At 72.4% G+C, this 24,695-nt stretch carries 22 protein-coding genes and 1 tRNA gene; 11 read left to right on the forward strand and 12 right to left on the reverse strand.

Annotated features, from left to right (window positions below; genetic code table 11):
• Positions 1-14 precede the first annotated feature (14 nt).
• Positions 15-1,574, reverse strand: a complete 1,560-nt coding sequence (locus OG218_RS06875) for a CoA-acylating methylmalonate-semialdehyde dehydrogenase (protein WP_442906373.1) — start codon at positions 1,572-1,574, stop codon at positions 15-17.
• 157 nt (positions 1,575-1,731) lie between these two features.
• Here OG218_RS06875 and OG218_RS06880 point away from each other — a divergent pair, with 157 nt between their 5' ends.
• Complete coding sequence (locus tag OG218_RS06880; RefSeq protein ID WP_328292463.1) at positions 1,732-3,774, forward strand: VWA domain-containing protein; 2,043 nt, start codon at positions 1,732-1,734, stop codon at positions 3,772-3,774.
• A 175-nt stretch (positions 3,775-3,949) separates the two neighbouring features.
• Here OG218_RS06880 and OG218_RS06885 read toward each other — a convergent pair whose 3' ends face one another.
• Positions 3,950-5,104 carry an IS701 family transposase gene (locus tag OG218_RS06885; protein WP_328292464.1) on the reverse strand — a complete coding sequence of 385 codons (1,155 nt, stop codon included), beginning with the start codon at positions 5,102-5,104 and terminating at the stop codon, positions 3,950-3,952.
• An 82-nt stretch (positions 5,105-5,186) separates the two neighbouring features.
• On the opposite strand from OG218_RS06885, the gene OG218_RS06890 reads away from it, so the two are divergent.
• Positions 5,187-6,416, forward strand: coding sequence for an MFS transporter (locus OG218_RS06890; protein ID WP_328292465.1), 1,230 nt, complete (start codon positions 5,187-5,189; stop codon positions 6,414-6,416).
• Between the two features lie 95 nt (positions 6,417-6,511).
• Here OG218_RS06890 and OG218_RS06895 read toward each other — a convergent pair whose 3' ends face one another.
• Positions 6,512-7,693, reverse strand: a complete 1,182-nt coding sequence (locus tag OG218_RS06895; protein WP_328292466.1) for a cystathionine gamma-synthase — start codon at positions 7,691-7,693, stop codon at positions 6,512-6,514.
• Positions 7,694-7,798: 105 nt separating this feature from the next.
• Here OG218_RS06895 and msrA point away from each other — a divergent pair, with 105 nt between their 5' ends.
• The 4 genes from msrA to OG218_RS06915 all read left to right on the forward strand — a co-directional run bounded on the left by msrA (position 7,799) and on the right by OG218_RS06915 (position 11,634).
• Positions 7,799-8,440 carry a peptide-methionine (S)-S-oxide reductase MsrA gene (gene msrA / locus OG218_RS06900; protein WP_380259226.1) on the forward strand — a complete coding sequence of 214 codons (642 nt, stop codon included), beginning with the start codon at positions 7,799-7,801 and terminating at the stop codon, positions 8,438-8,440.
• Between the two features lie 234 nt (positions 8,441-8,674).
• Positions 8,675-9,355 (forward strand): response regulator transcription factor, encoded by a 681-nt coding sequence (locus OG218_RS06905; protein ID WP_328292468.1) that lies wholly within the window; start codon positions 8,675-8,677, stop codon positions 9,353-9,355.
• 6 nt (positions 9,356-9,361) lie between these two features.
• The gene (locus tag OG218_RS06910; protein ID WP_328292469.1) at positions 9,362-10,543 is read left to right on the forward strand and encodes a sensor histidine kinase; all 1,182 of its coding nucleotides are present in this window, start codon (positions 9,362-9,364) and stop codon (positions 10,541-10,543) included.
• A complete protein-coding gene (locus OG218_RS06915) occupies positions 10,540-11,634 on the forward strand; it encodes a hypothetical protein (RefSeq protein ID WP_328292470.1) in 1,095 nt (364 codons plus the stop codon). Before OG218_RS06910 ends, OG218_RS06915 begins: the two co-directional genes overlap by 4 nt.
• A 21-nt stretch (positions 11,635-11,655) precedes the next feature.
• Here the strand turns inward: OG218_RS06915 and OG218_RS06920 are convergent, their stop codons facing one another.
• Both OG218_RS06920 and OG218_RS06925 read right to left on the reverse strand, forming a co-directional pair.
• Positions 11,656-12,813: a dihydrodipicolinate synthase family protein gene (locus tag OG218_RS06920; RefSeq protein WP_442906469.1), complete on the reverse strand. Its 1,158-nt coding sequence runs from the start codon at positions 12,811-12,813 to the stop codon at positions 11,656-11,658.
• 44 nt (positions 12,814-12,857) lie between these two features.
• Positions 12,858-14,006 (reverse strand): Gfo/Idh/MocA family protein, encoded by a 1,149-nt coding sequence (locus OG218_RS06925; protein WP_328292472.1) that lies wholly within the window; start codon positions 14,004-14,006, stop codon positions 12,858-12,860.
• A 77-nt stretch (positions 14,007-14,083) separates the two neighbouring features.
• On the opposite strand from OG218_RS06925, the gene OG218_RS06930 reads away from it, so the two are divergent.
• The 4 genes from OG218_RS06930 to OG218_RS06945 all read left to right on the forward strand — a co-directional run bounded on the left by OG218_RS06930 (position 14,084) and on the right by OG218_RS06945 (position 17,990).
• Complete coding sequence (locus OG218_RS06930; protein WP_328292473.1) at positions 14,084-14,845, forward strand: sugar phosphate isomerase/epimerase family protein; 762 nt, start codon at positions 14,084-14,086, stop codon at positions 14,843-14,845.
• A gap of 144 nt (positions 14,846-14,989) precedes the next feature.
• Complete coding sequence (locus OG218_RS06935; RefSeq protein WP_328292474.1) at positions 14,990-16,006, forward strand: hypothetical protein; 1,017 nt, start codon at positions 14,990-14,992, stop codon at positions 16,004-16,006.
• Entirely contained in the window at positions 16,006-16,761 is a 756-nt protein-coding gene (locus OG218_RS06940) for an ABC transporter ATP-binding protein (protein ID WP_328292475.1), read from the forward strand. The genes OG218_RS06935 and OG218_RS06940 overlap by 1 nt, the downstream gene beginning before the upstream one ends.
• On the forward strand, positions 16,761-17,990 hold the full coding sequence (locus OG218_RS06945) for an ABC transporter permease (protein ID WP_328292476.1): 1,230 nt from the start codon (positions 16,761-16,763) through the stop codon (positions 17,988-17,990). Before OG218_RS06940 ends, OG218_RS06945 begins: the two co-directional genes overlap by 1 nt.
• 73 nt (positions 17,991-18,063) lie before the next feature.
• Here OG218_RS06945 and OG218_RS06950 read toward each other — a convergent pair whose 3' ends face one another.
• Positions 18,064-19,428: a cystathionine beta-synthase gene (locus OG218_RS06950; protein WP_328292477.1), complete on the reverse strand. Its 1,365-nt coding sequence runs from the start codon at positions 19,426-19,428 to the stop codon at positions 18,064-18,066.
• Here OG218_RS06950 and OG218_RS06955 point away from each other — a divergent pair.
• Positions 19,427-20,569 (forward strand): hypothetical protein, encoded by a 1,143-nt coding sequence (locus OG218_RS06955; protein ID WP_328292478.1) that lies wholly within the window; start codon positions 19,427-19,429, stop codon positions 20,567-20,569. The genes OG218_RS06950 and OG218_RS06955 overlap by 2 nt on opposite strands.
• 105 nt (positions 20,570-20,674) lie before the next feature.
• On the opposite strand, the gene OG218_RS06960 is transcribed toward OG218_RS06955, so the two are convergent.
• The 6 genes from OG218_RS06960 to OG218_RS06985 form a co-directional block, all read right to left on the reverse strand.
• Positions 20,675-21,028, reverse strand: coding sequence for a hypothetical protein (locus tag OG218_RS06960; protein WP_328292479.1), 354 nt, complete (start codon positions 21,026-21,028; stop codon positions 20,675-20,677).
• 2 nt (positions 21,029-21,030) lie between these two features.
• Positions 21,031-21,849: a Bax inhibitor-1/YccA family protein gene (locus tag OG218_RS06965; protein WP_328292480.1), complete on the reverse strand. Its 819-nt coding sequence runs from the start codon at positions 21,847-21,849 to the stop codon at positions 21,031-21,033.
• Positions 21,850-21,940: 91 nt separating this feature from the next.
• Positions 21,941-22,024: transfer RNA gene (locus OG218_RS06970), tRNA-Leu, on the reverse strand.
• Positions 22,025-22,066: 42 nt separating this feature from the next.
• Complete coding sequence (locus tag OG218_RS06975) at positions 22,067-23,392, reverse strand: NAD(P)/FAD-dependent oxidoreductase (protein WP_442906374.1); 1,326 nt, start codon at positions 23,390-23,392, stop codon at positions 22,067-22,069.
• A 1-nt stretch (position 23,393) separates the two neighbouring features.
• Complete coding sequence (locus OG218_RS06980) at positions 23,394-24,269, reverse strand: uracil-DNA glycosylase (protein ID WP_328292482.1); 876 nt, start codon at positions 24,267-24,269, stop codon at positions 23,394-23,396.
• Positions 24,229-24,672 (reverse strand): SRPBCC family protein, encoded by a 444-nt coding sequence (locus tag OG218_RS06985; RefSeq protein WP_328292483.1) that lies wholly within the window; start codon positions 24,670-24,672, stop codon positions 24,229-24,231. Before OG218_RS06985 ends, OG218_RS06980 begins: the two co-directional genes overlap by 41 nt.
• Between the last annotated feature and the right edge of the window lie 23 nt (positions 24,673-24,695).

Consider the following 24,695-nt stretch of genomic DNA (forward strand, 5'->3'; position numbering starts at 1 on the left):
GCCCCCTGTGAGACTCAGTCGTTCTGCGGGAACCCCAGGTTCAGGCCGCCGTGGCTGGGGTCGAGCCAGCGTTCGGTGACGACCTTGCCGCGGGTGAAGAAGTGCACGCCCTCGACGCCGTGGGCGTGGGTGTCGCCGAAGAGCGACTGCTTCCAGCCGCCGAAGGAGAAGTACGCGACCGGGACGGGGACCGGCACGTTGATGCCGATCATCCCGACCTGGACCTCGTTGCGGAACTTCCGCGCGGCCCCGCCGTCGTTGGTGAAGATGGCGACGCCGTTGCCGTACTTGTTGGCGTTGATGAGGTCCAGACCCTCGGCGTAGCTCTCGACGCGGACGACGGAGAGGACCGGGCCGAAGATCTCGTCGGTGTAGATCGACATGTCGGTGCCGACCTTGTCGAAGAGGGTGGGCCCGAGCCAGAAACCGTCCGCATCGCCGTCGGGGACGACCTCGCGGCCGTCGATGACGAGCTCCGCGCCCTCGGTGACGCCGGCGTCGACGTAGGCGGTGACCTTGTCGCGGTGGGCGCCGGTGACCAGCGGGCCCATGTCGCACCCGCGCCGGCCGTCACCGGTGCGCAGGGTCGCGACGCGGTCCTTGATCTTGGCGATGAGCTCGTCGGCGACTGAGTCCACCGCGACGAGGGCGGACACGGCCATGCAGCGTTCCCCGGCGGAACCGAACCCGGCGTTGACGGCCGCGTCGGCGGCCAGGTCGAGGTCGGCGTCGGGCAGGACGAGCATGTGGTTCTTCGCGCCGCCGAGGGCCTGGACGCGCTTGCCGTGCGCGGTGCCCGTCTCGTAGACGTACTTCGCGATCGGGGTGGAACCCACGAAGGAGACGGAGGCGACGTCGGGGTGGGTCAGCAGGCCGTCGACGGCGACCTTGTCGCCGTGCAGGACGTTGAAGACGCCGTCGGGCAGCCCGGCGTCCTTCCAGAGCCGGGCGATGAAGTTCGCCGCGGAGGGGTCCTTCTCGCTCGGCTTGAGGACGACGGTGTTGCCAGCCGCGATGGCGACGGGGAAGAACCACATCGGGACCATCGCCGGGAAGTTGAACGGCGAGATGATCGACACGACGCCGAGCGGCTGGCGGATGGAGTAGACGTCGATCTTGGTGGAGGCGTTCTCGGTGAACGCGCCCTTCACCAGGTGGTTGATGCCGCAGGCGAGTTCCACGACCTCCTGGCCGCGCGAGACCTCGCCGAGGGCGTCGGAGACGACCTTGCCGTGCTCGGCGGTGATGATCTCGGCGAGCTCGCCCTTGCGCTCGTCGAGGAGCTGGCGGAACTTGAACAGGATCGTCGTGCGGCGGGCGAGCGAGGTGTCGCGCCACGCGGGGAACGCGGCCTTGGCGGCGGCGACGGCGGCGTTCACGTCCCCGGGCGAGGCGAGAGCGACGGTCTTGGTGCGCTTGCCGGTGGCCGGGTCGTAGACGTCCGCCGCTCGGTCGCCGGACCCCGCAGAGGCGGCACCGGAGATCCAGTGCTGCACGAGCGGCAGGTCGAGCGCACCAGCGTCGGCGGTGGTGCTGGCGGTGGTGGTGGTCACGAAGCCCTCCTCGGACGTCATCGGCGGGACGACTCCCGCCAAGGTGTCGAACGCGGCCCATCATGCCACCCGGACGACCCCCTTTGTCCAGACAAACTGTCATGGAATCCAGGGGTCGGGCGACGCTCCGTCGAGAAGCCCGTGGCGGATGTCCGAGGTCGGACGTAGCTTCTGAGGCGTGGCAGGACGTGATGCGGGCGGTCGGGACAGCTGGAGCAGGCGACGCGGCGGACGGTACCGCTACGGCGAGTGGGCGGGTGGTCCCGACCCGCTGGCCCCGCCCTACGACGTCCGGGCGGCGCTGGACGAGGTCGGCCAGCAGGTCCTGCGCGGCGGCTCGCTGCGCGACGCCCTGCGCGACCTGCTGCGCAACGGGCCCGACGGCCGCTCCGGCATGGACGACCTGCGAGCCCGGGCCGCCCGGATGCGCCGCGACGCGGCCCGCCGCGGGGACCTCGACGGCGCCCTGACCAAGGCCCGCGCCCAGCTCGACCAGGCCCTCGCCGCCGAACGCGACGAACTCTCCGGCCGCGACGGCGACGACGCCCGCTTCAACGAGGCCCGCCTCGACGCGCTCCCCCGCTCCACCGCCCAGGCCGTCCGCGACCTCGAGGACTACCAGTGGGCCAGCGAATCGGCCCGTCAGCAGTACCAGCAGATCCTCGAGAGCCTGCGCAACGACGTGCTCGACCAGCAGTTCCGCGGCATGAAGCAGGCGCTGGAGAGCGGCGACCCCTCGACCATGCAGGCGCTCAAGGACATGATGAGCGACCTCAACGACCTCCTCGCCAAGAAGGCCCGGGGGGAGGACACCCAGGCCGACTTCGACGAGTTCATGGCCAAGCACGGCGACACCCTCGGCGAGGAGGGCATCGAGAACCTCGACGACCTGGTCGACTCCCTCGCCCGCCGCGCCGCGGCGGCGTCGCGGTTGATGCGCTCGCTCTCGCCGCAGCAGCGCGACGAGCTGTCCTCGCTGATGCAGCAGGCCATGGGCGACGACGTCGACCTCCAGGCGCAGATGTCCCAGCTCAACGACAACCTGCGCGCCCTGCGCCCCGACCTGGACTTCTCCCGCGGGGAACGGGTCCGCGGTCAGCGCGGCAGCGAACCCCTCGGCTACGGCGAGGCGGCCGACGCGCTGCAGGACATCTCCGAGCTCGACGACCTGCTCGACCAGCTCGGCCAGGAGCACCCCGGCGCGACGCTGGACGACGTCGACGTCGACACCCTGGAACGCCAGCTCGGCCGCGGTGCCGCCGACGACCTGCGCCGGCTGCGCGACCTCGAGCGGGAGCTCCAGCGGCAGGGCTGGCTGTCCCGCTCCTCCGAGGGACTCACGCTGTCCCCCAAGGCGTTGCGCCGGCTCGGTCAGACCGCGTTGCGCGACGTGCTCGGTCGCCTCGACGCGGGTGGTCGCGGCGACCACGACAACCGCGACGCCGGTGCGGGCGGTGAACCGACCGGGTCCACGCGGGGCTGGGAGTTCGGCGACGAACAACCCCTCGACGTCGTCCGGACCGTCTCGAACGCGCTGAAGCGCGGCGCGGCGCAGGGACGCACGGGGGCGGTGAAGCTGTCCTGGGAGGACTTCGAGGTCGTCGAGACCGAACGTCGCGCGGGGGCCGCCGTCGCGCTGTGCGTCGACCTGTCGTACTCGATGGCCGCCGAAGGCCGCTGGGGTCCGATGAAGGAGACGGCACTCGCGCTGTCACACCTGATCTCGACGAAGTTCCCCAACGACGCGCTGCAGATCATCGGGTTCGGGCTGCACGCGCAGCCCATGACGGTCGGCGAACTCGCCGAGGTCGAACCCGACTTCGTGCAGGGCACCAACCTGCAGCACGCGCTGAGCCTGGCCCGCCGTCACGTCCGCCGCCACCCCGACGCCGAACCCGTCGTCCTCGTCATCACCGACGGGGAACCCACCGCCCACCTCGACGACACCTACGGCACCCCCGAGGCGGTGTTCCAGTGGCCGCCGACGCAGGCCACCATCCGGGCCACCGTGCAGGAGGTCGACCAGCTCACCCGGTTCGGCGCGACGATCAACCTGTTCATGCTCGGCGAGGACCCGGGGCTGCGTCGCTTCGTCGAGGCCGTGGCCCGGCGCAACGGCGGGCGAGTCCTCTCGCCCAGCCCCGAACGACTGGGGCGCTACGTCGTCGACGACTACCTGCGCTCGCGGGCCGGGCGCCGGGGGAACCGCCGGGCCTCCTAGTACTGCAACGGCACTTCAGGTAGATGGTGCCCACGTTGTCGGTAGTGACAAGCGCGGGCCTGATGTTGGCGTCTGCGCCGCCAGGTGGACCAGTTCCAGACGTGTTCGACAGCGTGATGGGCTGCCAGAACCAGCTTGGTCAGGAGACGTCGGATCTCCGGTAGCGTGTATCCGATCATGCCGTGTTCGCTGGAACCGGCGCCCCCTTTGCCTCCCGGTGAGCACCAGCATCATGAACACTGGAACGGGTAGCGGCCAACCAGGCCAGGGTGAGCATCGAGAGAGTGATGTGGGCATACCAAGCCCGGTAGTCACGGACCTGGTAGTGGTCCAATCCCGCTTCACCTTTCGCCTGCTGGAAGCATTCCTCGATGTGCCAGCGGGAACCGGCGACACGGGCCAGATCCGCCAGAGTGGTTTCCCGCGGTCCGTAGCAGACGTAGTAGGCCAGTTCCCCGGTCGCGATGGAGCGCCGGGCCAGCAGCCAGTGCCCGCGACCAGACCGCCAGGCGATGCGGAGCGGGACCCGCGCCCAGTCGTAGATCCGTTCCCCGTGGGCCCCCGGACCAGCGGAGTAATCCCGCCACGCCCGCGCCGGCAACTCCGCGATCATCTGCGCGGCCCGGCCCTGGTGAGCATCAGTGGTGATGAGAGTGTCGTTGCTCTTGCAGGACAAAACGTGTGCGGCGTCGCGTTCTTCCAGCCACGCCCGCAGATGAGCGACCTGACCGTAGGCTTCATCGCCGGTGACCCAGGCGAAGGAAACACCGGCATCGAAGGCACGCTGCAGCATCATCATCGCCTGCTGCGGTTTGGTGGCGAACTCCGCCTCATCGGGTATGCCGGCGGCTCGGCACCGTTGACGATCATCGGTCCACGACTGCGGCAGGTAGAGCTCGCGGTCGATCAACGCATGTCCTCGCGGGGAGGCGTAGGCGAGGAAGGTGCCCACCTGGGAGTTCTCGATCCGCCCGGCCGTGCCGGAGTACTGCCGCTGCACCCCGGCCGAGCGGGTTCCCTTCTTGAGGAAGCCGGTCTCGTCCACGATGAGCACCCCTTCAGGGGAACCGAGGTGCTCGACGACATAGTCACGAACGTCGTCACGCACCCCGTCGACGTTCCACTCCGCGCGCCGCAGCAGTCGCTGCATCCCATCCGGGGAGACCTCCCCGGCCTGCTCGGCCAAGGTCCAGCCGTTCTTGCGTTCCAGCCCCGCCGCTAGCCCGGTCACGTAGGCGCGCACCCGAGCCCGCGGTTCGGTCCGCGCGAACCGCCCCGCGATCCGCTCATGCAGCCGGTCCAGCTCTGCCATCGCGAGGTCCACCACCATGAACACCATCATCTACCTGAAGTGCCGTTGCAGTACTAGAAGTCGCTGGTCCCCGCCGGGAGGGGTGTGCCACGGTGCTCGGGTGAGCAACGCCGCCCGCGTGGTCGAGGTCGTCCTCCCCCGCCGGCTCGGGACGGGTTTCCGCTGGCTCATCGCCTCCAGCTGGGCCAGCAACCTGGGCGACGGACTGGCGCTGGCCGCCGGGCCGTTGCTGGTCGCCTCCCTCACCGACGACGCGTTCCCGGTGGCGTTGGCCGCGCTCGCGGCGTGGCTGCCGCCGCTGCTGTTCGGGTTGAGCGCCGGGGTGCTCTCCGACCGGGTCGATCGGCGGCTCATCGTCCTCACCGTCGACGGTGTGCGGGCCCTCGTCCTCGTCGCGCTGGCCGCGGTCGTCGCGACCGGGCACGCGAGCATCCCGCTCGTCCTCGGCGCATTGTTCCTGCTCGCGACCGCCGAAGTCTTCGCGGACAACACGGCGAGCACGCTGCTGCCGATGCTCGTCGCCCGCGACGACCTGGCGGTCGCGAACGCCCGCATCCAGACGGGTTTCGTCACGGTGAACCAGCTCGCCGGTCCACCGCTGGGCGCCCTGCTCTTCACGATGGCCCACGCGACCCCGTTCGCGGCCCAGGCCGGGCTCTGCGCCCTCGCCGCGGTGTTCGTCGCCCGGATGCGCCTCCCCGCGCGGGAGGCGGAACGCGCGAGCACCACGCCCTGGCACGACGTCGCGGAGGGGATCCGCTGGACCGCCCACCACCCGGCCGTGCGGGTCCTCGTCGCGACGATCTTCATCTTCAACGTCACCTTCGGTGCCGCCTGGTCGGTCCTCGTCCTCTACGCGCGGGAGCGGATCGGGCTGGGCGAGATCGGTTTCGGCCTCGTGACCACCGTCGGAGCGGCCGGCGGCATCGTCGGCGTCCTGGCCTACGGCTGGATCACCCGCCACGTCTCCCTGGGCAACCTGATGCGGATCGGGTTGGTGGTCGAGACCTTCACCCACCTCGGCCTCGCGCTGGCCCGGACCCCGTGGGTGGCGCTCCCCGTGTTCTTCGTCTTCGGCGCGCACGCGTTCGTCTGGGGCTCGACGTCGATCACCGTGCGCCAGCGCGCCGTCCCGCACGGGTTGCAGGGCCGCGTCGGCGCCGTCAACACCGTCGGCACGTTCGGCGGCCTCGCCATCGGGAGCGGGTTCGGAGCCGTTCTCTCGCAGCACGTCGGCGTGACCGCGCCGTTCTGGTTCGCCTTCGCCGGGTCGGCGGTCTTCGTCGTCCTGATCTGGCGGCCGCTGCGCCACGTGGCCCACGGCGACTGACCGACGGCGGCTGGGCGGGTGAGTGGGGTGGGATCGTTGCCTCCCCGGGGTCGCTCAACGTCCTCGGGGAGGCAACGATCCCACCCCCGGGCGACTCAGCCCAGCGCCTGCGCGAGGTCGGCGACGAGGTCGTCGGCGTCCTCGATCCCGACGGACAGCCGCACGAGGTCGTCGGGCACCTCGAGCAGCGAACCCGCCACCGAGGCGTGGGTCATCCGGCCGGGGTGCTCGACGAGGGACTCGACCCCGCCGAGGGACTCCCCCAGGGTGAACAGCTCGGTCGCCCCGCAGACCTTCAGGGCGTCCTCGACCGAGGCCAGGCGGAAGCTGATCATCCCGCCGAATCGCTTCATCTGCCGGGCGGCGACGTCGTGGTTGCGGTGCTCGGGCAGGCCCGGGTACAGGATCTTCGTGACCCGCGGGTGGGACTGCAGGAACTCGACGACGCGTTCGGCGTTGTCGCAGTGGCGTTCCATCCGGACGGCGAGGGTCTTCAGCCCGCGCTGGACGAGCCAGGAGTCGAAGGGACCGGGCACCGCGCCCAGGGAGTTCTGGTGGAAGCCGATGCGCTCGGCGAGGGAGTTCCCCCGCCCGTCCTCGCCGTCGCGCACGACGACGGCCCCGCCGACGACGTCGGAGTGCCCGCCGGCGTACTTGGTGGTGGAGCTGATGACGAGGTCGGCGCCGAGGGTCAGCGGCGTCTGCAGGTAGGGCGTCGCGAAGGTGTTGTCCACGACGAGCAGGGCCCCCGCGGCGTGGGTGATCTCGGCGATGGCCGCGATGTCGCCGACCGTGAGCAGCGGGTTGGTCGGCGTCTCCAGCCACACCAGGCGGGTCCGGCCGGGCTGGACGGCGGCGCGCACGGCGTCCAGGTCGGCCAGGTCGACCGGGGTGTGCTCCACGCCCCACGGTTCGACGACCCGCTTCACCAGCCGGTAGGTGCCGCCGTAGGCGTCGTTGGGGATGACGACGTGGTCGCCGGGCTTGAGCAGGGCCCGCAGGATCCCGTCCTCGGCGGCGAGACCGGAGGCGAAGGCGAACCCGGCGGCACCCTGCTCGAGGGCGGCGAGCTGGGTCTCCAGCGAGGCGCGGGTCGGGTTGCCGGAGCGCGAGTACTCGTAGCCGGCGCCGAGCCCGGTCCGCAGCGCGCCGACGCCGTCCTGCTTGTAGGTGGAGACCTGGTAGATCGGCGTCACCACGGCCCCGGTCGAGGGATCGGCCTCCTGGCCGGCGTGGATGGCTCGGGTGGAGAAGCCTGGCAGCTGCGCATCAGTCACGAGGTCCAGAGTAGGGAACGTCCGGGCCGCGACCGTGGTTGAGGAAGACACGACGGCGGAGAAGGAGCTGGTGACGTGCTGTTCGGCAACCCGTTCAAGACGACGATGGTGACCGCGGACGAGGCCCTCAAGGGCTCGGAGACGCGACGCTTCGAGGTCCCGACGACCCACACGGTCCTCGGTACCCCGCTCGAAGGCCCGTGGCCCGAGGGCACCGAGGTGATCTCGTTCGCCATGGGCTGCTACTGGGGTGCGGAGCGCATCTTCTGGCAGGTCCCGGGCGTCGTGACGACGGCGGTGGGCTTCCAGGGTGGCTTCACGAAGAACCCGACCTACGACGAGTCGACGACCGGGCGCACCGGCCACGCCGAGACGGTCCTGGTCGCCTACGACCCCACCCGGGTCAGCCCCGAGGTCCTGCTGAAGACGTTCTGGGAGAACCACGACCCGACCCAGGGCTTCCGCCAGGGCAACGACCGCGGCACGGAGTACCGGTCCGCGATCTACACGACCACCGACGAGCAGTGGGACGCCGCGCAGAAGACGCGCGAGACGTTCCAGCGCGAGCTCAGCGAGCACAAGCACGGCCAGATCACGACGGAGATCCGCAAGGCCTCCGACGCGGGCCCGTTCTGGTACGCCGAGGACTACCACCAGCAGTACCTGGACAAGGTCCCCAACGGCTACTGCAACCACGGCCCGAACGGTCTGACCTGCCAGATCGGTCTGGTCTCGACGGGCGACTGACCCGTTGACGCCACGAGGGGACGGTGCCCGTGGGCACCGTCCCCTCGTGTGCGTACGCCCCCCAGCGCATGCTCGGCCACCCGTCCCCCCGGCGGGGTGCCTGCAACGATCCTCGCAGAGGGGGGTACCTGGTCGGCACCATCCGGACACCCCCCTTTCGGGGTGCACCGTCGTCCCCGCCCGGCAGCAGGCGGTCCGAGATCCCGGTAGCCTCGGCGCGGAAGGAGGACCGACGTGACCATCTTGCGCATCGCGGCGGTCGACGACCACCCCGCGCTCCTCACCGGTCTCCAGCTCGAGCTGGCCCGGTTGGACGCGGCCCTGCAGTTCGTCGCCACCGCACCGACCGTCCCCGACCTGCTGTTCCAGCTGCAGGGGGCCCCCGGGCCGGACGTCGTCCTGCTCGACCTCAGGTTGGGCGACGCCTCGCGCCCGGCGGACAACGTCCGCTCCCTCCTCGAGGCCGGCAGCCGCGTCCTCGTCTACACCGAGGGGCGCGCGCACGCCGAGGCGCTGGAGGCGTTGCAGGCCGGCGCCCAGGGTGTTCTGCTCAAGGACCGCCCGGTCGCGACGGTCGCCGAGGCGCTGCGGTCCATCGCGGACGGCGACACCCTGCAGTCCGCCGAGACCGCGGCCGCGCTGCAGGTCGACGAGACGCTCACGTCGCACCTGTCCCCGCAGGAGCGACGCGTCCTGGAGCTGTACGCGGGGGGCATGCCCGCCCGGTCGGTGGCCCTGCGCCTCGGCGTCACGCTCGAGACGGCCAAGAGCTACCTGAAGCGGATCCGCGCGAAGTACGCCGCACTGGACCGGCCCGCCTACACCCGCATGGAGCTCTACCGCCGTGCCGTCGAGGACGGCGTCCTCGCCCCGCTGGCCTCCCCCGCCCCGGGTCTTCGTGACCTGCGGGACTGACCTGAGGTGACGCGCCGCGGCGTCCACCGGCTCCTGGCGCTCGTCCTGGCCCTGGGTCTGGTCTCGGTCGCACCGACCGTCGTGACGAACCTGCTCGCCGGGCGGTCGCAGTTCCCCGTCGCCTGGTCCGCCTCGATCTGCGCCGGTTACCTGGTGATCCTGGCGGCGCTGCTGACCCAGGCCGTCCGACGGGGCTCCTGCCAGGTCCCCGCGTGGGGTCTGGTCGTCCTCGGTGACCTGGCCCTGGCGGGCTACCCGCTGCTGGCGACCCGCGCCGACGACGACGTCCCGTGGGTGCTGGCGCTCTCCGCGCTGACCGTGGGCGCCGGGGCGGTGGCCGCGCCGTCGCTGAGGGGGACGCTGGGGCTGACGTCCCTGCACCTCGCCCTGCGGGGGCTGCTGCAGGTCAGCGGCGTCTGGTTCGTCGCCCCCGACGTAGGCGTCCTCGAGGCCGTCGGACTGCTCGTCGTCGCGATCGCCGTGTCCGTCGCCGTCCAGGCCGTGCACGACGCCGCCCACCAGGTCGAGTCGGCCCGCACCACCGCCGATCGCGCCGCGGCCGCCGCGGCCGCGGCCCGCGCGGTGGAGCTGGAGAACTCCCACTGGGACGGCATCGTGCACGACGACGTGCTCGCCTCGCTGTCGCTGACCGCGCACGCCCGTGACGACGTCGCCGACCGGGTGCGCACCGCGGCCGCCGCGGAGCGGGCGCTCGCGAGCATCGACGCGGGGTCCACCGGTCTGCGCGACCCGGCACCGGTCGGGCTGGGAGAGACGGTGTCGCGCCTGCAGGACACCGTCCTCGCGCTGCACCCGCAGGCGGTGCTGAGCACGCCGCCGGTCCCCGTCGGCCGCCTCGCCCCGGAGGCCCTCGAGGCCCTCGTCGCGGCGACGGCGGAGGCCGTGCGCAACGCGGTGCGGCACGGGTCGTCGGCGGGGGCTGCGCCCACCGTCCGGGTCCGGCTCCGCGCGGACGTGGCGCGGGGCCGCTTCAGCGTCGAGGTGCGCGACGACGGGGTCGGGTTCGACACCCGTCGCGCCACCCCCCGCCTCGGGCTCGCGGTCTCGGTGCGTCGGCGTGCCGACGTCGTCGGCGGCCGGGCGCTGGTGCGCTCGGTCCCGGGGGTCGGCACCGTCGTCCTGCTCGGCGTCCCGTTGCTGGACGTCACCGCCGAGGTCGTGGGGTGACCGGGGTCCAACGGGCCTGTCTCATCGGCACGGTCATCTGGCTGTTCTCGCACGGGCCGCTGGTGGCGTTGCTGTCCCTGCACCAGCACCGCGCGCCCGCGCTGTCGCTGCTGGCCCTGACCGTCGTCCTGATCGTGAGCGCCGTCGCGGTCCGCCCCCTGCTCGGGCGGCCGCTGGACCTCTCCACCCGCGCCGCCCTGGGGATGGCGCTCGTCGTGCCGCTGAGCGGACTGGCCGTCACCCCGTTCCTCGACGAGTCGCTGTGGCGCACCTACGGCGACTACTGGCCGGGACTGACCCAGATCGTCGTCGCCGCCCTGGTGATGCGCCGGCAGTGGCTGCCGGGGCTGATCGCCGAACTCGCCTCCGCCGCGGTGCTCGGTGTCCTCGTCGCCGGCTCCGACCTGCCGGACCGGGCGGTGGTGTTCGCAGCGCTCAACCAGCCGGCCATCGTCTGGTTCACCGCCTCGGTCGGGGTCCGGTTCGTCTTCGACCGCACCGCCCGCGACGTCGCCCGCTACGACGCCGACACCGGACGGGCGATCGCCGCGCAGGCGAGCACGCAGGCCCGGGACGCGAGCGCCCGGGCACGCCGCGAGGACCTGGAGCACGGTGTCGTGCCGCTCCTGCGGCGGGTCGCGATGACCCGGCCCGGGGCCCCGACGTGGTCGCTGCTGTCCCGGGGCGCCCTGGTGCTGGAGCGGCAGCTGCGCGACGACCTGCGCGCCCGCGAACTCCTCGACGACACCGTCCGGGCCGGCCTGCGCGAGGCCCGGGCGCGCGGCTGCACCGTGGACGTCGTCGACGACCGCGGCACCGGGGTCGAGGACCGACCCGAGTTCGTCGCCGCCGTGCGGGCCGTCCTGGCTCCCGCGCTGCGCGTCTGCACCGACGCCCGGGTCACCCTGCGGCTCACCCCGGGCGGGCGGCACGCGACGTTGTCCGTCGACGGCTCCGCCGCCGACGCCGACGCGGTCGCGACGTCGTTGCGGGCGGCGGAGCTGCGCGGGACCCCGCTCACGGTGGAGACGGAGGTGGACCTGCTCGACGGGGCCGGTTCGCTCTGGGCGGACCTGCGCCCGCCCCGCTGAGGCCCCGCGCGGGGGTGGGGCTCAGACGGGGAAGCCGTGGACGGCGAGGTAGTCGCGCAGTCGACGCGCGGCGAGGTCGGGGTCGCCGAGGACGCCGGCCTCGTCGGCGAGGCGGAACGTCTCGGCCTGGTGCACGGCGCTGCGGGCGGAGTGCAGACCCCCGACCATCGCGTAGCCGGGCTGGCGACCGTCCAGCCAGTTCAGGAAGGCGATCCCGGCCTTGTAGTAGGGCGTGGGCGCCCCGAACACGTGCCGCGCCAACGGGACCGTCGGGTCGAGGGCCGCCCGGAACCCGGTGACGTCACCGGCGTCGAGGCGGACCAGCGCCGCGGCGGCGACGTTCGCGATGCCCGCGAAGATGCCGAGCAGGGCGTCGGAGTGGAACCGCCCGTCGCCCTGGATGAGGTCGGGGTAGTTGAAGTCGTCGCCGGTGTAGAGCCGGACCCCCTCGGGCAGCCGGGCGCGCAACGCCTTCTCGTGGTCCGCGTCGAGCAGCGACACCTTGACCCCGTCGACGTGGGCGGCGTTGGCCCGCACCAGCTCGACGAAGGTGTCGGTCGCCGCGGCGACGTCGCGCGAACCCCAGTACCCGGCGAGCGCGGGGTCGAACACCTCCCCCAGCCAGTGCAGCACGGCGGGCCGGCGGACCTGGGACAGCAGGCCGGAGTACAGCGTGAGGTACTCCTCCGGGCCCTGGGCGCTCGCGGCGAGGTGCCGGCTCGCCATGAGGATGGGCTGGGCGCCGGTGTCCTCGACGATCGCGAGCTGTTCCTCGTAGGCGGCGCGGACGACGTCGAGGCCGTGCGGGCCGGGGGCGAGCTGGTCGGTACCCACCCCCGCGGCGATGGAGCCGCCGACGGCCGCGGCCTCGGCGGCGCTGCGGCGCACGAGTTCCGTCGTCGCGGCGAAGTCGAGGCCCATCCCGCGTTGCGCGGTGTCCATCGCCTCGGCCACCCCGAGACCGAGGGAGAACAGCCGGCGCCGGAACGCCAGCGTCGCGTCCCAGTCGAGGTCGGCGACCGCGCCGGGGACGTTCTCGGCCCCGGCGCGGGGGACGACGTGGGCCGCGGCGAAGACCGTCCGGGACCGGGCCGGCCCGGACGGGACCTCCCACGCGACGGGTTCGTGCACGGCGTGCTCGACGAGTTCCACGGAGCCGTCGCTACCCCGACGGGGCAGTCGCAGCACCTGCCCCGTCCGGGCACGGTCCTGCGTCAGCGTGGTCACAGCGACAGCTCCGTGATCTCCATGCGCCGTCCCTGCGCCGAGGACTCCAGTCCGGCCTGCGCGAGGCGCACACCCCGTGCGCCGGAGAGGAAGTCGTAGGGGTGGGGGGTGTCGGCGACGACGTGGCGGACGAACTGCTCCCACTGGACCTTGAACCCGTTGTCCACGGGTTCGTTGTCGGGCACGACGGCCCAGTCGTCGCGGTAGCGGTGCTGCTCGGGCAGGTCGGGGTTCCAGACGGCCTTCGGGGTCACCGAACGCGGCTGGACCCGGCAGGAGAACAACCCGGCCACCGCGCTGCCGAGGGTCCCGTCGACCTGGAACTCGACGAGTTCGTCGCGGTCCACGCGGACCGCCCACGAGGAGTTGAGCTGGGCGATGATCCCGCCCTCGAGCTCGAAGATGGCGTACGCGGCGTCGTCGGCCGTGGCCTTGTACGCCTCGCCCTTCTCGTCGTAGCGGACCGGCACGTGGGTGACGGCCTTCGCCGTCACGGCCTCGACGGGGGCGATGGTCTGCTCCAGCACGTAGTTCCAGTGGCAGAACATGTCGGCCACGATCCCGCCGCCGTCTTCCGCGCGGTAGTTCCAGCTGGGGCGCTGCGCGGGCTGCCAGTCGCCCTCGAACACCCAGTAGCCGAACTCCCCGCGGACGGAGAGGATCTCGCCGAAGAACCCGGAGTCGACGAGGCGCTTCAGCTTCCGCAGCCCGGGGAGGAAGATCTTGTCGTGGACGACGCCGTTCTTGACCCCCGCGCGGGCGGCGGCGCGGGCGAGTTCGAGGGCTCCCTCGACGCTCTCCGCGGTGGGCTTCTCGGTGTAGACGTGGCGGCCCGCGGCGATCGCCTGCAGGATCGAGCGTTCGCGCGCGGAGGTCACCTGCGCGTCGAAGTAGAGCGGGTAGTCGTCGTCGGCGAGCGCCGCGTCGAGGTCGGTCGTCCAGTGCTGCAGGTCGTGGCGTTCGGCGATCTCGCGGAGCTTGTCCTCGGAACGTCCCACCAGGAGGGGTTCCAGCTGGACCCGGGAACCGTCGGGGAGTTCGACCCCACCCTGTTCGCGGATGGCCAGGACGGACCGCAGCAGGTGCTGGCGGTACCCCATCCGGCCCGTGACGCCGTTCATGACCACACCGAGGCGGTGCACCATCGCTGCCTCCAAGAGAGTTCGGGAATGCGCTTTCCAGAGGCTAGGCCAGGGCGGTCGCCCCGTGCAAGGATCCGGACGTGCTGGTTCCCGGGTTGTGCTCGATCACGTACCGACAGCTCGACGTCGACGGCGTCCTGGAGCTCGCCGCGGCGGCCGGGCTGTCCTGCGTGGAGTGGGGCGGTGACGTCCACGTGCCCGTCGGCGACGTCGCCACCGCGGCCGACGTGGCGCGGCGCACGGCCGACGCCGGCCTGACCGTCGCCTCCTACGGCTCCTACCACCGGGCGGGCGTCCACGACGACGCCGACGCCGTCATCGCGACGGCGACCGCCCTCGGCGCGCCCCGGATCCGGGTCTGGGCCGGCGACCAGGGGTCGGCCGAGGCCAGCCCGGTGGACCGGCTGCGGGTCGTCGCCTCGCTGGCCGAGACCGTCCGGCGCGCCCACGACGCGGGCGTCGAGATCGGCACGGAGTCCCACGGCGGCACCCTCACCGACACCACCGACTCGACCCGGCGCCTGCTCGCCGAGGTCGACGAACTCGTCGGCGCCCGCACCCTCACGACGTACTGGCAGCCGAGCGTCGACGCGGGCGAGGACGCGGCCATCGCCGAGCTCGCGGCGCTGGTGGACCGGGTCAGCACCGTGCACGCGTTCTCCTGGTGGCCGGGCACGACCCGGCTCCCCCTGCGGTCCCGGCACTCGCTGTGGCACCGGGCGTTCGAGCTGGTGCGGGCGGCGGGCGGCGACCACGACGTGCTCCTGGAGTTCGTCCCGGGCGACGACCCCGACCTGCTCGCGGGCGAGGCGGCGACGTTGCGGGGGTGGTTGAACCCGTGACCGTCGACGCGGTTCGTGGAGGTTTCTCGTACGTCCCACGAAGATCACACAGACGCTGCTAGGTTCCGGCCCAGCCGTTCGGGGGACCGGCAGCCTGCAGCGTGCACCAGCGACCCACCCCCGAGAAGACCCGGAGGTGCCGTCGTGGGCGTTGTCCGCACTGTCGTGTTCCCCGCCCTCAGACTGGTCGTCTGGGCCGTGATCGCGATCGCCCTGCTCTACATCGCCTTCGTCCGCCCGTCCGGCAACGACGCCGACGCGGCCGCCAGCCCCTCCGCCGTCGTCGACCCGCCCGCCGCGGCCGTCACCCGGGGGGACGTGACCAACACCGTGTCCCTGCAGGGCAGCATCCAGGCCGACCCCGCGACCACCGTGAAGAACACCACGACCGGGGTCGTCGGCAAGGTCCGCGCCGACGTCGGCGACACCGTCGACAAGGGCACCCCGCTGTTCACGGTCGTGGTCACGACCGACCCGCCGGTCTCCACCGACCCGCTGGCCCCGCCCGCCCAGCCGACCAAGAAGACGGTCACGGTGACCTCCACCGTCGCCGGGAAGCTCGCCACCCTCGACGTGCTCGCCGACCAGGCCGTCACCGTCGGGGACGCCGTCGCGACCGTCAGCCCGGGAACCCTCTCGATCTCCGCTCCCATGACGCAGGCCCAGCAGTTCCGCCTGCTCGCCCCACCGACGACCGCGCAGGTCACCGTGCCCGGTGGCCCCGGCACGTTCGAGTGCACGGGCCTGCGCACCGGGACCCCCACCACCACCCCCACGCCCTCGGACCCGGGCACCGGCGGCTACGTCGACCCCTACGCCGACCCGTCCGCGTCGATGACCGGCGCCACCGTCTCCTGCGCCGTGCCGCAGGGGGTCCAGGTCTTCGCCGGGCTGAGCGCGACCGTCGACGTCACGGCCGGCAACGCGACCGGCGTCCTGCTGGCCCCCGTCACCGCGGTCCAGGGCAGCGTCGGGAAGGGCAAGGTCTGGGTCGTCGCCGACGACGGTTCCCAGGTCGAGACCGAGGTCAGCCTCGGCCTGACCGACGGCCAGAACGTCGAGATCACCCAGGGGCTCACCGAGAACCAGCAGATCCTGCAGTTCGTCCCGAACACCGACACCCCGAGCGACGGTTCCGGCACGTACGGGATGGGCTACTGATGGAGACCGGCCCCTCCGCGGCGGGATCGGACGACGTGGTGAGCCTCACCGACGTCAGTCGCACCGTCCGCCTGCCCGACGGGAAGGACCTGCACATCCTCACCGGGGTGAACCTGCACATCGCGCGCGGCGAGCACATCGCCGTCGTGGGGCGCTCCGGGTCGGGGAAGTCCACGCTGCTCAACATCGTCGGCCTGCTCGACGCGCCCACCGGCGGTCAGTACCTGCTCGACGGGAAACCCGTCTCGGGGTTGTCCGGCCGGCGCACCGCGAAGCTGCGGGGAGCGACGTTCGGGTTCGTCTTCCAGCAGTTCAACCTGCTGCCCGGCCGCACCGCGACCGAGAACGTCGCCAACCCGCTGATGTACGGCACCGGTCGGGACTTCCTGCGGCGCAAGAAGACCGCGCGCGCCATGCTGGAACGCGTCGGCCTCGGCCACCGCCTCGACACCATGCCGGAGAAGCTGTCCGGCGGTGAGCAGCAGCGGGTCGCGCTGGCCCGCAGCCTGGTCCGCCGTCCCCGCGTGCTGCTGGCCGACGAACCCACCGGCGCGCTCGACGTCGACACGGGCTCGGCGGTGATGGACGTGCTCGAGGAACTCGTGCGCGACGACGGCACGACGCTGGTCACCATCACCCACGACCTGTCCGTCGCCTCGCGCGCCGACCGGCAGTTCCGTCTCGACCACGGCGTCCTCACCGAGATCACGGCGGACACCCTGGCGAGTGCGACGGCCCACCGGGAGACGATGTGATGGGCTTCTTCGCGGCGATCTCCGAGGCCTGGAGCGAGATCCGCGTCAACCGGACCCGCGTCGTGCTGTCCCTGGTCGGGGTGTTCCTCGCGGTGTTCGCGATGACCACGATCACGGCCGTCGGCAACATGGCCCGCCAGATGGTGGGTGAGACCACCGAACGCTCCAGCGGTCGCCCGGCCACCCTCCGGGTCGACGCCTACAGCAACGGCACGAACTCCGCCGACGGTGTGCAGACGGTGGAGACCGCCCTGCGCGAGACGGCCGTGCGGCACGAGGTCGGCTGGTGGGGCCTGGCGTCCTACCAGTACGGCAGCGGCGGGCAGCTCACCGTCCGCTTCCCCGCCGGGACGCAGCTCGTCACGGCCACGACGGTCGACCCGAGCTACGGCACGATGCACCGGGTCATCACCTCCGAGGGCCGCTGGTTCTCCGCGGGCGACGACGACGCGTTCTCGCCCCGCCTCGTCGTGAACCAGGCCTTCGCCGACCAGCTCGGAGGTTTCGACCCCGCGAACCCGTTGACCGTCGTCCTCGGCGGCGACACCCCCGTCACCGCCACCGTCGTCGGGATCTCGTCGTCCGCGAGCTACGACGCGACGACCCCGGGCGCCTACGTCCTCAACGCCGACGCGCAGCGCTGGAACCTGCTGGGCGACCCGGCGAACTCCTCCCCCCCGGGTCTGGAGCTGTGGGTCCCGAACGCCGACGCGGACGCCCTCGTCTCCGCCCTGCAGACCGAGGTCCAGGCCAGCCTGCCGGGGTACTCCGTCTCGGTGCAGCGCCAGGACGCCGGCGACGAGCTGAACATCCTCGACACGATCCTCGCCTACGGGGTCCGCGGCGTCGGGATCTTCGCGCTGCTGCTCGGCGGGATCGGGGTGCTGAACGTCGGCCTCGTGACCGTGCGTCAGCGCATCCGCGAGATCGGGGTGCGGCGCAGCTTCGGGGCGACGGGGAGCCGGGTGTTCTTCGCCGTGCTCTTCGAGTCCGTCGCGGCCACGTTCGTGGCGGGATTCCTCGCGGTGATGCTCTCGATCATCCTGATCTCGAACTTCCCGCTGCAGTCCGTGCTGCCGGCGGGGGTGACCCTGGAGGACGTTCCGCCGTTCCCGCTGGAGGCGGCCGTGGAGGGCCTGGTCGCCGCGACCGCCGTCGGCGCCCTCGCCGGCCTCGTCCCCGCCACGATGGCCGTGCGCGCCAAGGTCATCGACGCGATCCGCTACTGACCCTCGACCCACTTCTGGGGAACGTCCCACCCTTCCGCGAACCGGGAAGGGTGGGAAGTTCCCCAGGAGTCGTTCAGTGCGAGATGGCGAGGTAGGCCAGGAGGTCGTGGCGCGTGATGACGCCCACGGGCTTCCCGTCCTCCACCACGACGGCCGCGTCCGCGCTCGAGAACACCGCGCGGGCGTCCTCGACCGACTGCCCCGCACCGACCAGCGGCAGGGCCGGGCCCATGTGCGCGCTGACGGCGTCGGACATCTTCGCCTTGCCGGTGAACAGGGCGTCGAGCAGCTCCCGCTCGTTCACCGCGCCGGCGATCTCCCCCGCCATGACCGGCGGTTCCGCCCCGACGACGGGCAGCTGCGAGACGCCGTACTCGCGCATGATCTCGATGACGTCGTGGACGGTCTCCGTCGGGTGCGTGTGCACCAGCGCGGGCAGCCCGGCCGACTTGGCACGCAGCACCCCGCCGACGGTCCCGCTGGAGCCGGAGTCGAGGAACCCGTAGGACGACATCCAGTCGTCGTTGAAGATCTTCCCCAGGTAGCCGCGGCCGCTGTCGGGCAGCAGCACCACGACGACGTCGTCGGGGCCGAGGTCCTTCGCCGCGCGCAGCGCCGCGACGACGGCCATCCCGCAGGAGCCCCCGACGAGGAGCCCCTCCTCGCGGGCCAGGCGACGGGTCATCGCGAAGGAGTCCCCGTCGGAGACGGCGATGATCTGGTCGGGGATCGAGGGGTCGTAGGCCGTGGGCCAGAAGTCCTCGCCCACGCCTTCGACGAGGTAGGGGCGGCCGGTGCCACCGGAGTAGACCGAACCCTCCGGGTCGGCGCCGATGACCTTCACGTCGCCCTGTTCCTTGAGGTAGCGCCCGGTGCCGGTGATGGTCCCCCCGGTGCCGACCCCGGCGACGAAGTGCGTGATCCTGCCGTCGGTGTCGGCCCAGACCTCGGGACCGGTCGTCTCGTAGTGGCTGCGCGGGCCCTGGACGTTGCTGTACTGGTCCGGCTTCCAGGCGCCCTCGATCTCACGGACCAGGCGGTCGGAGACGGAGTAGTAGGACTGCGGGTCCTCCGGCGGGACGGCCGTCGGGCAGACGACGACCTCGGCCCCGTAGGCCTTGAGGACGTTGCGCTTGTCGACGCTGACCTTGTCCGGGCAGACGAAGACGCACTGGTAGCCGCGCTGCTGCGCGACGAGCGCCAGCCCGACCCCCGTGTTGCCGCTCGTGGGTTCGACGATCGTCCCGCCCGGCTTCAGCAGCCCCTCGGCCTCGGCGGCGTCGATCATGCGGGTCGCGATGCGGTCCTTCACGGAGCCACCGGGGTTGAGGTACTCCACCTTCGCGAGCACCGTGCAGGCCAGGCCCTCGGTGACGCGGTTGAGCTTGACCAGCGGGGTACCGCCCACGAGGTCGACGACGGTCTCGGCATAGCGCATGGCCCCATCATCCCGCACGGAACCCGGCCCCCGGGCGCCGCGTCCCACCGTCGTGCTGCGCCGCCGCGACCTGCTGATCTCGCTGACCGCCACGGGAGTGCTGGCCGGGTGCGGGAACGACCCGACGTCACCGTCGGCGAACACCGGCTGGCCGGGCGACCTCCCCGCCACGTCCGCGACCTGGCAGGAACTCCCTGTCCCGCCGATGGTCCCCCGCCGGCGACCGACGCTGACCTGGACGGGCTCCGAGGTCCTGGTCACCGGGGGCGAGTTCATCCCCGCGACGACGCCGCCTCCCTGCCCGGCGAACGCCGACTGCTACTTCCCCTCGAATCCCGTGACCGACGGTGCGGCCTTCGATCCCGCGACCGGCACCTGGCGCCACTTCGACGACGCGCCGGCGTTCCACCACGAGCCGGTCTGGACCGGCTCCCTGCTCACCGACGGCTGGACGTGGTTCGACCCGGCGTCCGGGGCGAGGGGTCAAGCCCCGTGGAGCGACCTCCTCGTCTACGCCCCGGCCTGGTGGTCAGGGTCGGAGGTGGTCTGCGTGGGGACCGACGGGAGCATGGAGCCCGTGGCCCACACCCTCTGGGCCTGTAACCCCGTCACGGGCGCCACCCGCACCTCTCCCGTCCCTTCGCCCGCGGCCGGGGAGTCAGTGAGCACCTTCGGCACCGACCACGAGTTGTTCGTGGGGACCTCGAAGATCATCGACGCCGAGTGCAGCAGCGGCGGCTCCTGCGGTCGGCTCAACGCCTGGGACGCGGTCACGGGAAGTTGGCGTGCGGTCGACGGGGAACTGGTCGCGAGCGGATGGGACGGTTCGCGCGGCGTCGGGATCCGCTGGGACGACTCCGGTCCCGTGGGGGTCGTGACCGTCGACCCGGCCGACGGCTCCAGCAGCGAACTCCCCGCCCTGCCCGCGGCGCTCCGCGGCTCCCCGCGCCTGCTGGTGGGTCCCGGCCGGATCGCGGTGAGCGAGTCGGGCCGCACGGCCGTCCTCGACGGGACGCAGTGGGTCGCCCTGCCCGAGCTCACCATCGCCCCCGACTCGGTGCCGACCGTCGAGTGGGCGGGCGACCGGCTCGTCGCCTGGGACGACTCCGGGCGCACCGGCCGGTCGATCCAGCTCGAGTGATCTGCGGACAGGGACCGTTCGGCCGACGCCTCCGAGCAGACCCTCGACTGGAGCGTTCCGCGGCGCAGAGGCCGCTTCGCGACGCGCAATGCTCCAGTCGGTGACCTACAGCGCCCGGCGCACCGCCGCGACCACGTCGTGGGCGGCGGCGAGCGCCGCGGCGTCGCCGAAGTGCACGACGTCGTGGCCGACGACGGCGAGCTGGTCGCCGATCCCGTGGGTGGCCAGCCTCGGCAACGGACGGCGGGGTTCACCCTCGGCGTCGGCGGCGAGGTCGGCGAGCGCCTGGGCGGCGGACCGGACCGCGTCCGCGGGGCTGGGCCCGTCCGGGGACCTCGGCCGGTCGAGCCGCGCGAGGGGGAGGCCCCGGACGCGGTCGGCCTGCAGGTCCAGGAAACGCGAGAGCTCGGTGCGCTGGACCCGCAGGTCCCGCGCACCGAGCTCGTCGTGGTCGGGCACGGTCAGTTGTCGCCGCGCAGGATGGAGATCAGTCGGAGGATCTCCAGGTACAGCCAGACCAGCGTCACCATCAGGCCGAAGCCCGCGCGCCAGGACTCCTTCACCGGCAGGCCGTTCTTGATGCCCTGCTCGATGTAGTCGAAGTCGAGGACGAGGAACAGCGAGGCCAGGACGACGCCGAAGGCGCTGACGAGGATCCCCAGGCCGCCGATGGAGTAGACGTTGGTGCCGCCGAGCAGCGAGAACGCGAGGTTCGCGAGCGCGAAGACGAGGTAGCCGATCCCCGCGATCATCAGGATCTTGGTGAAGCGCGGGCTGTTGCGGACGATGCCCGTCTTGTAGGCGATGAGCATCCCGGCGAAGGCCCCGAGCGTGCCGATGACGGCCTGCCCGACGATGCCGTCGTAGAACGACGCGTACGCGTGCGAGATCGCCCCGACGAAGAGACCCTCGAAGGCCGCGTACGCGAACATCACGCCTGGGCGGACCTTCTTGGACATCTGCGCCCACAGGCCCAGGACCATCGCGACGAGGGCCGCGCCGATCGCCGGGAGCAGCTTCAGGTCACCGAACCACGCGAGCGCCGCGCCGACGAGCAGCATCGCGAACAGCGAGGCCGTGCGGACGACGACGTCGTCCAGGGTCATCCGGCGCGACTGCGCCGGCGTGGCGGACGGCTTCTGGTACCAGTCCTCCAGCGTGCGGGCGGAAGCGTCGGCCGGCGGTGCCTGACGCTGCGCGCTGCTGGGCGCGTCGAACGTGGCGTAGCCGTTGTTCTTCCATTCCTTGCTGCGTGCGAAGACCGGGTTCTTGCTCTCCATGGCTCCCCTCCGGAGCAGACCTTCAGTGATGGTGGCAACGGCCGAGCAGCTGCCGTGGTTCCCTGCACCGATCACGGATCAGTCACGAAAGTACCCGGGACGGGGATCGAACCCGCACGCCGCGAACGGCCCGGGGGTTTAAGCCCCGTGCGCCTACCAGTTACGCCACCCGGGCCTGGACAGGCCACGGTGTCGCAGCCTGCGCGGGGTCATCCTCTCAGGAACGCGCCGCCCGTTCGAATTCGGCGAAGGGGTCGGACAACGCCGCCATCGCCACGGCCTCGCGGTGGAAGAGCGCCGCCTGCACCCAGCCGAGCAGCACACCGGCCTTGCGCGAGCGGGTCGGCATCTTGGACAGGTGGTAGACGCGGTGCGCCAGCCACGCGGGGTAGCCCCGCACGCGCACCCCGTAGATCTGCGCGACGCCCTTGTGCAGGCCGAGGGAGGCCACGGACCCGGCGTAGGTGTGCCGGTAGTCGGTGGTGGGCCTGCCCCGCAGGTCGGCGAGGAGGTTGTCGGCGAGGCGGCGGGCCTGTCGGACGGCGTGCTGGGCGTTGGGGGCGCAGAACCCACCCGGCCGGGTGAGGTCGGGGACGGCGCAGCTGTCCCCCGCACCCCAGGCCCCCTCCACGCCCCGCACCCGCAGGTCGGCGTCCACGACGAGACGCCGCCGCTCGTCGAGGGGGAGGTCGGTCGCCTCCAGCAGCGGGTGCGCCTTCACCCCCGCGGTCCAGACGATCGTGGCGGCGTCGAGCTCGCGGCCGTCGGAGAGGACGACCCGGCCGTCGACGCAGCTCGTCATCGTGGTGCCCAGCGCGACGTCGATGCCCCGCGAGCGCAGCACGTCGACGGCGTAGCGGCCCAGGCGCGACCCGACCTCGGGCAGGATCCGGTCGGTGGCCTCGACGAGGACGAACCGCAGGTCGGCGGGGCGGATCGTGCGGTGCAGGCGGGTCGCGTAGCGGGCCATGTCCTCGAGCTCGGCGATGGCCTCGATCCCCGCGTAGCCACCCCCGACGAACACGAACGTCAACGCGCGACGTCGCCCGTCCGCCTCGGTGCTCGCCTCCGCGAGGTCGAGCTGCGCGAGCACCCGGTTGCGCAGGTGGACGGCCTCCTCGACGGTCTTGAACCCGATCGCCTGCTCGGCGAGGCCCGGGATCGGCAGGGTGCGCGAGACCGATCCCGGGGCCATGACCAGCACGTCGTAGTCGAGGTCGCGTTCGGCGCCGTCGGCGCAGCGGATGCGGGCGGTGCGGTCGCCGTGGGCGATCTTCACGACGTCGGCGGCGACCACCTCGGCCCCGCCCCCGACGTGCGACAACGTGCGGCGCAACGAGACCACGACGTTGCGGGCGTCGATGGAGCCGGCCGCGGCCTCCGGCAGGAACGGGTGGTAGGTCATGTAGCCGCGCGGGTCGACGAGGGTGATCTCCGCCTCGCCCGGGCGCAGCCGGTGCAGCAGCCGCAGCGTCGCGTTGAGCCCGACGTAGCCACCCCCCACGACGAGGACGCGGGTCGGGGACTTCGGCACGGAGTGCACCCTAACCTCCCAGCTGCGCCGCGCGTCCGACGACGTCGTCGAGCATCGCGACGGTGAGGCGCCCCGTCGAGGTGTTCTGCTGGCTCACGTGGTAGCTGGCGAGGAGGTGCACCGGACCGTGCGGGCCCTGCAGGACGGCCTCGGCGCCGTGCCCGAACCTCGGCTGCGGCCGGGGCACCACCCACCCGTTGCGGCGGGCCGACCCGAGCGCGGACGCCCACGCGAACGCGCCCAGCACGAGCAGCACCCGCACGCTCGGGGTCACGAGGTCCAGCTCCGCGTCCAGCCAGCCCGCGCAGGTGTTGCGTTCCGTCGTGGTGGGCTTGTTGTCCGGTGGGGCGCACCGCACGGGCGCGACGATCCGGGTGCGCTGCAGTGCGAGTCCGTCCGCGGCGTCCACGGACGTGGGCTGGTTCGCGAGACCCGCGCGGTGCAGCGCGGCGATGATCCAGTCCCCCGAACGGTCACCGGTGAACATCCGGCCGGTGCGGTTCCCGCCGTGCGCCGCCGGGGCCAGGCCGACGACGAGCACCCGGGGGTCGTCCACGCCGAGGCTGGGGACGGGTCGACCCCAGTACGGCTGGTCGCGGTAGGCGCGGCGCTTCTCCCGGGCGACGTCCTCGCGCCAGGTCACCAGCCGCGGGCAGGCCCGGCAGACGCAGGCCCGCCCCACGAGGTCGGCGACGGTGAGGTCGGTGACGGCGAGGTCGGTGACGGCGAGCGCCCGCACCTGCGCCGCGTCGTGCGCGACCGGGGTGTCGGGGGCCGAGGGGTCCCCCGGCCAGCCGCTCCCCGGCGGGACGGGCGAGGGGAAGGGGCGACCCGTCGCGGGGTGCTCAGCGGGCGACGGCGTCGGCGAGGTTGTCGAGGAGTTCACCGTAGATCCGGTCCAGTCCGCGCGGCGCGAAGGTACGCTCGAAGAATCCACCGATGCCGCTCGCCCCGCGCCACTCACTGGTCACGACGACCTCGGAGGCGTCGGGACCGTCGGTCTCCACGCGCCACGTCGTGACCATCGAGGAGTTCTCGTCGCTCTCGACGAGGGCGTGGCGGTCGGTGGAGGAGACGACGGCCAGGACGTCGCGGACGCGCTTCTTGGTCGCGTGCAGCTTCCAGCGGACCTGGGTGCCCGGTCCCTCCCCGCCCTCGACGACCTCGTAGTCGGTGAACTGCTCGGGCAGCAACCGGGGACGCGTACCGCGGTAGTCGGCCAGCGCGGCGAGGACGCGCTCGGCGGGCGCGTCGATCCGTCGGGTGGTCGTTGCGCTCACGGTGCTCATGCTTCCCACCCTGCCAGATCTGC

Origin of the sequence: Kineococcus sp. NBC_00420 (assembly GCF_036021035.1) — a bacterium.
In the GTDB taxonomy this organism is placed as follows: domain Bacteria; phylum Actinomycetota; class Actinomycetes; order Actinomycetales; family Kineococcaceae; genus Kineococcus.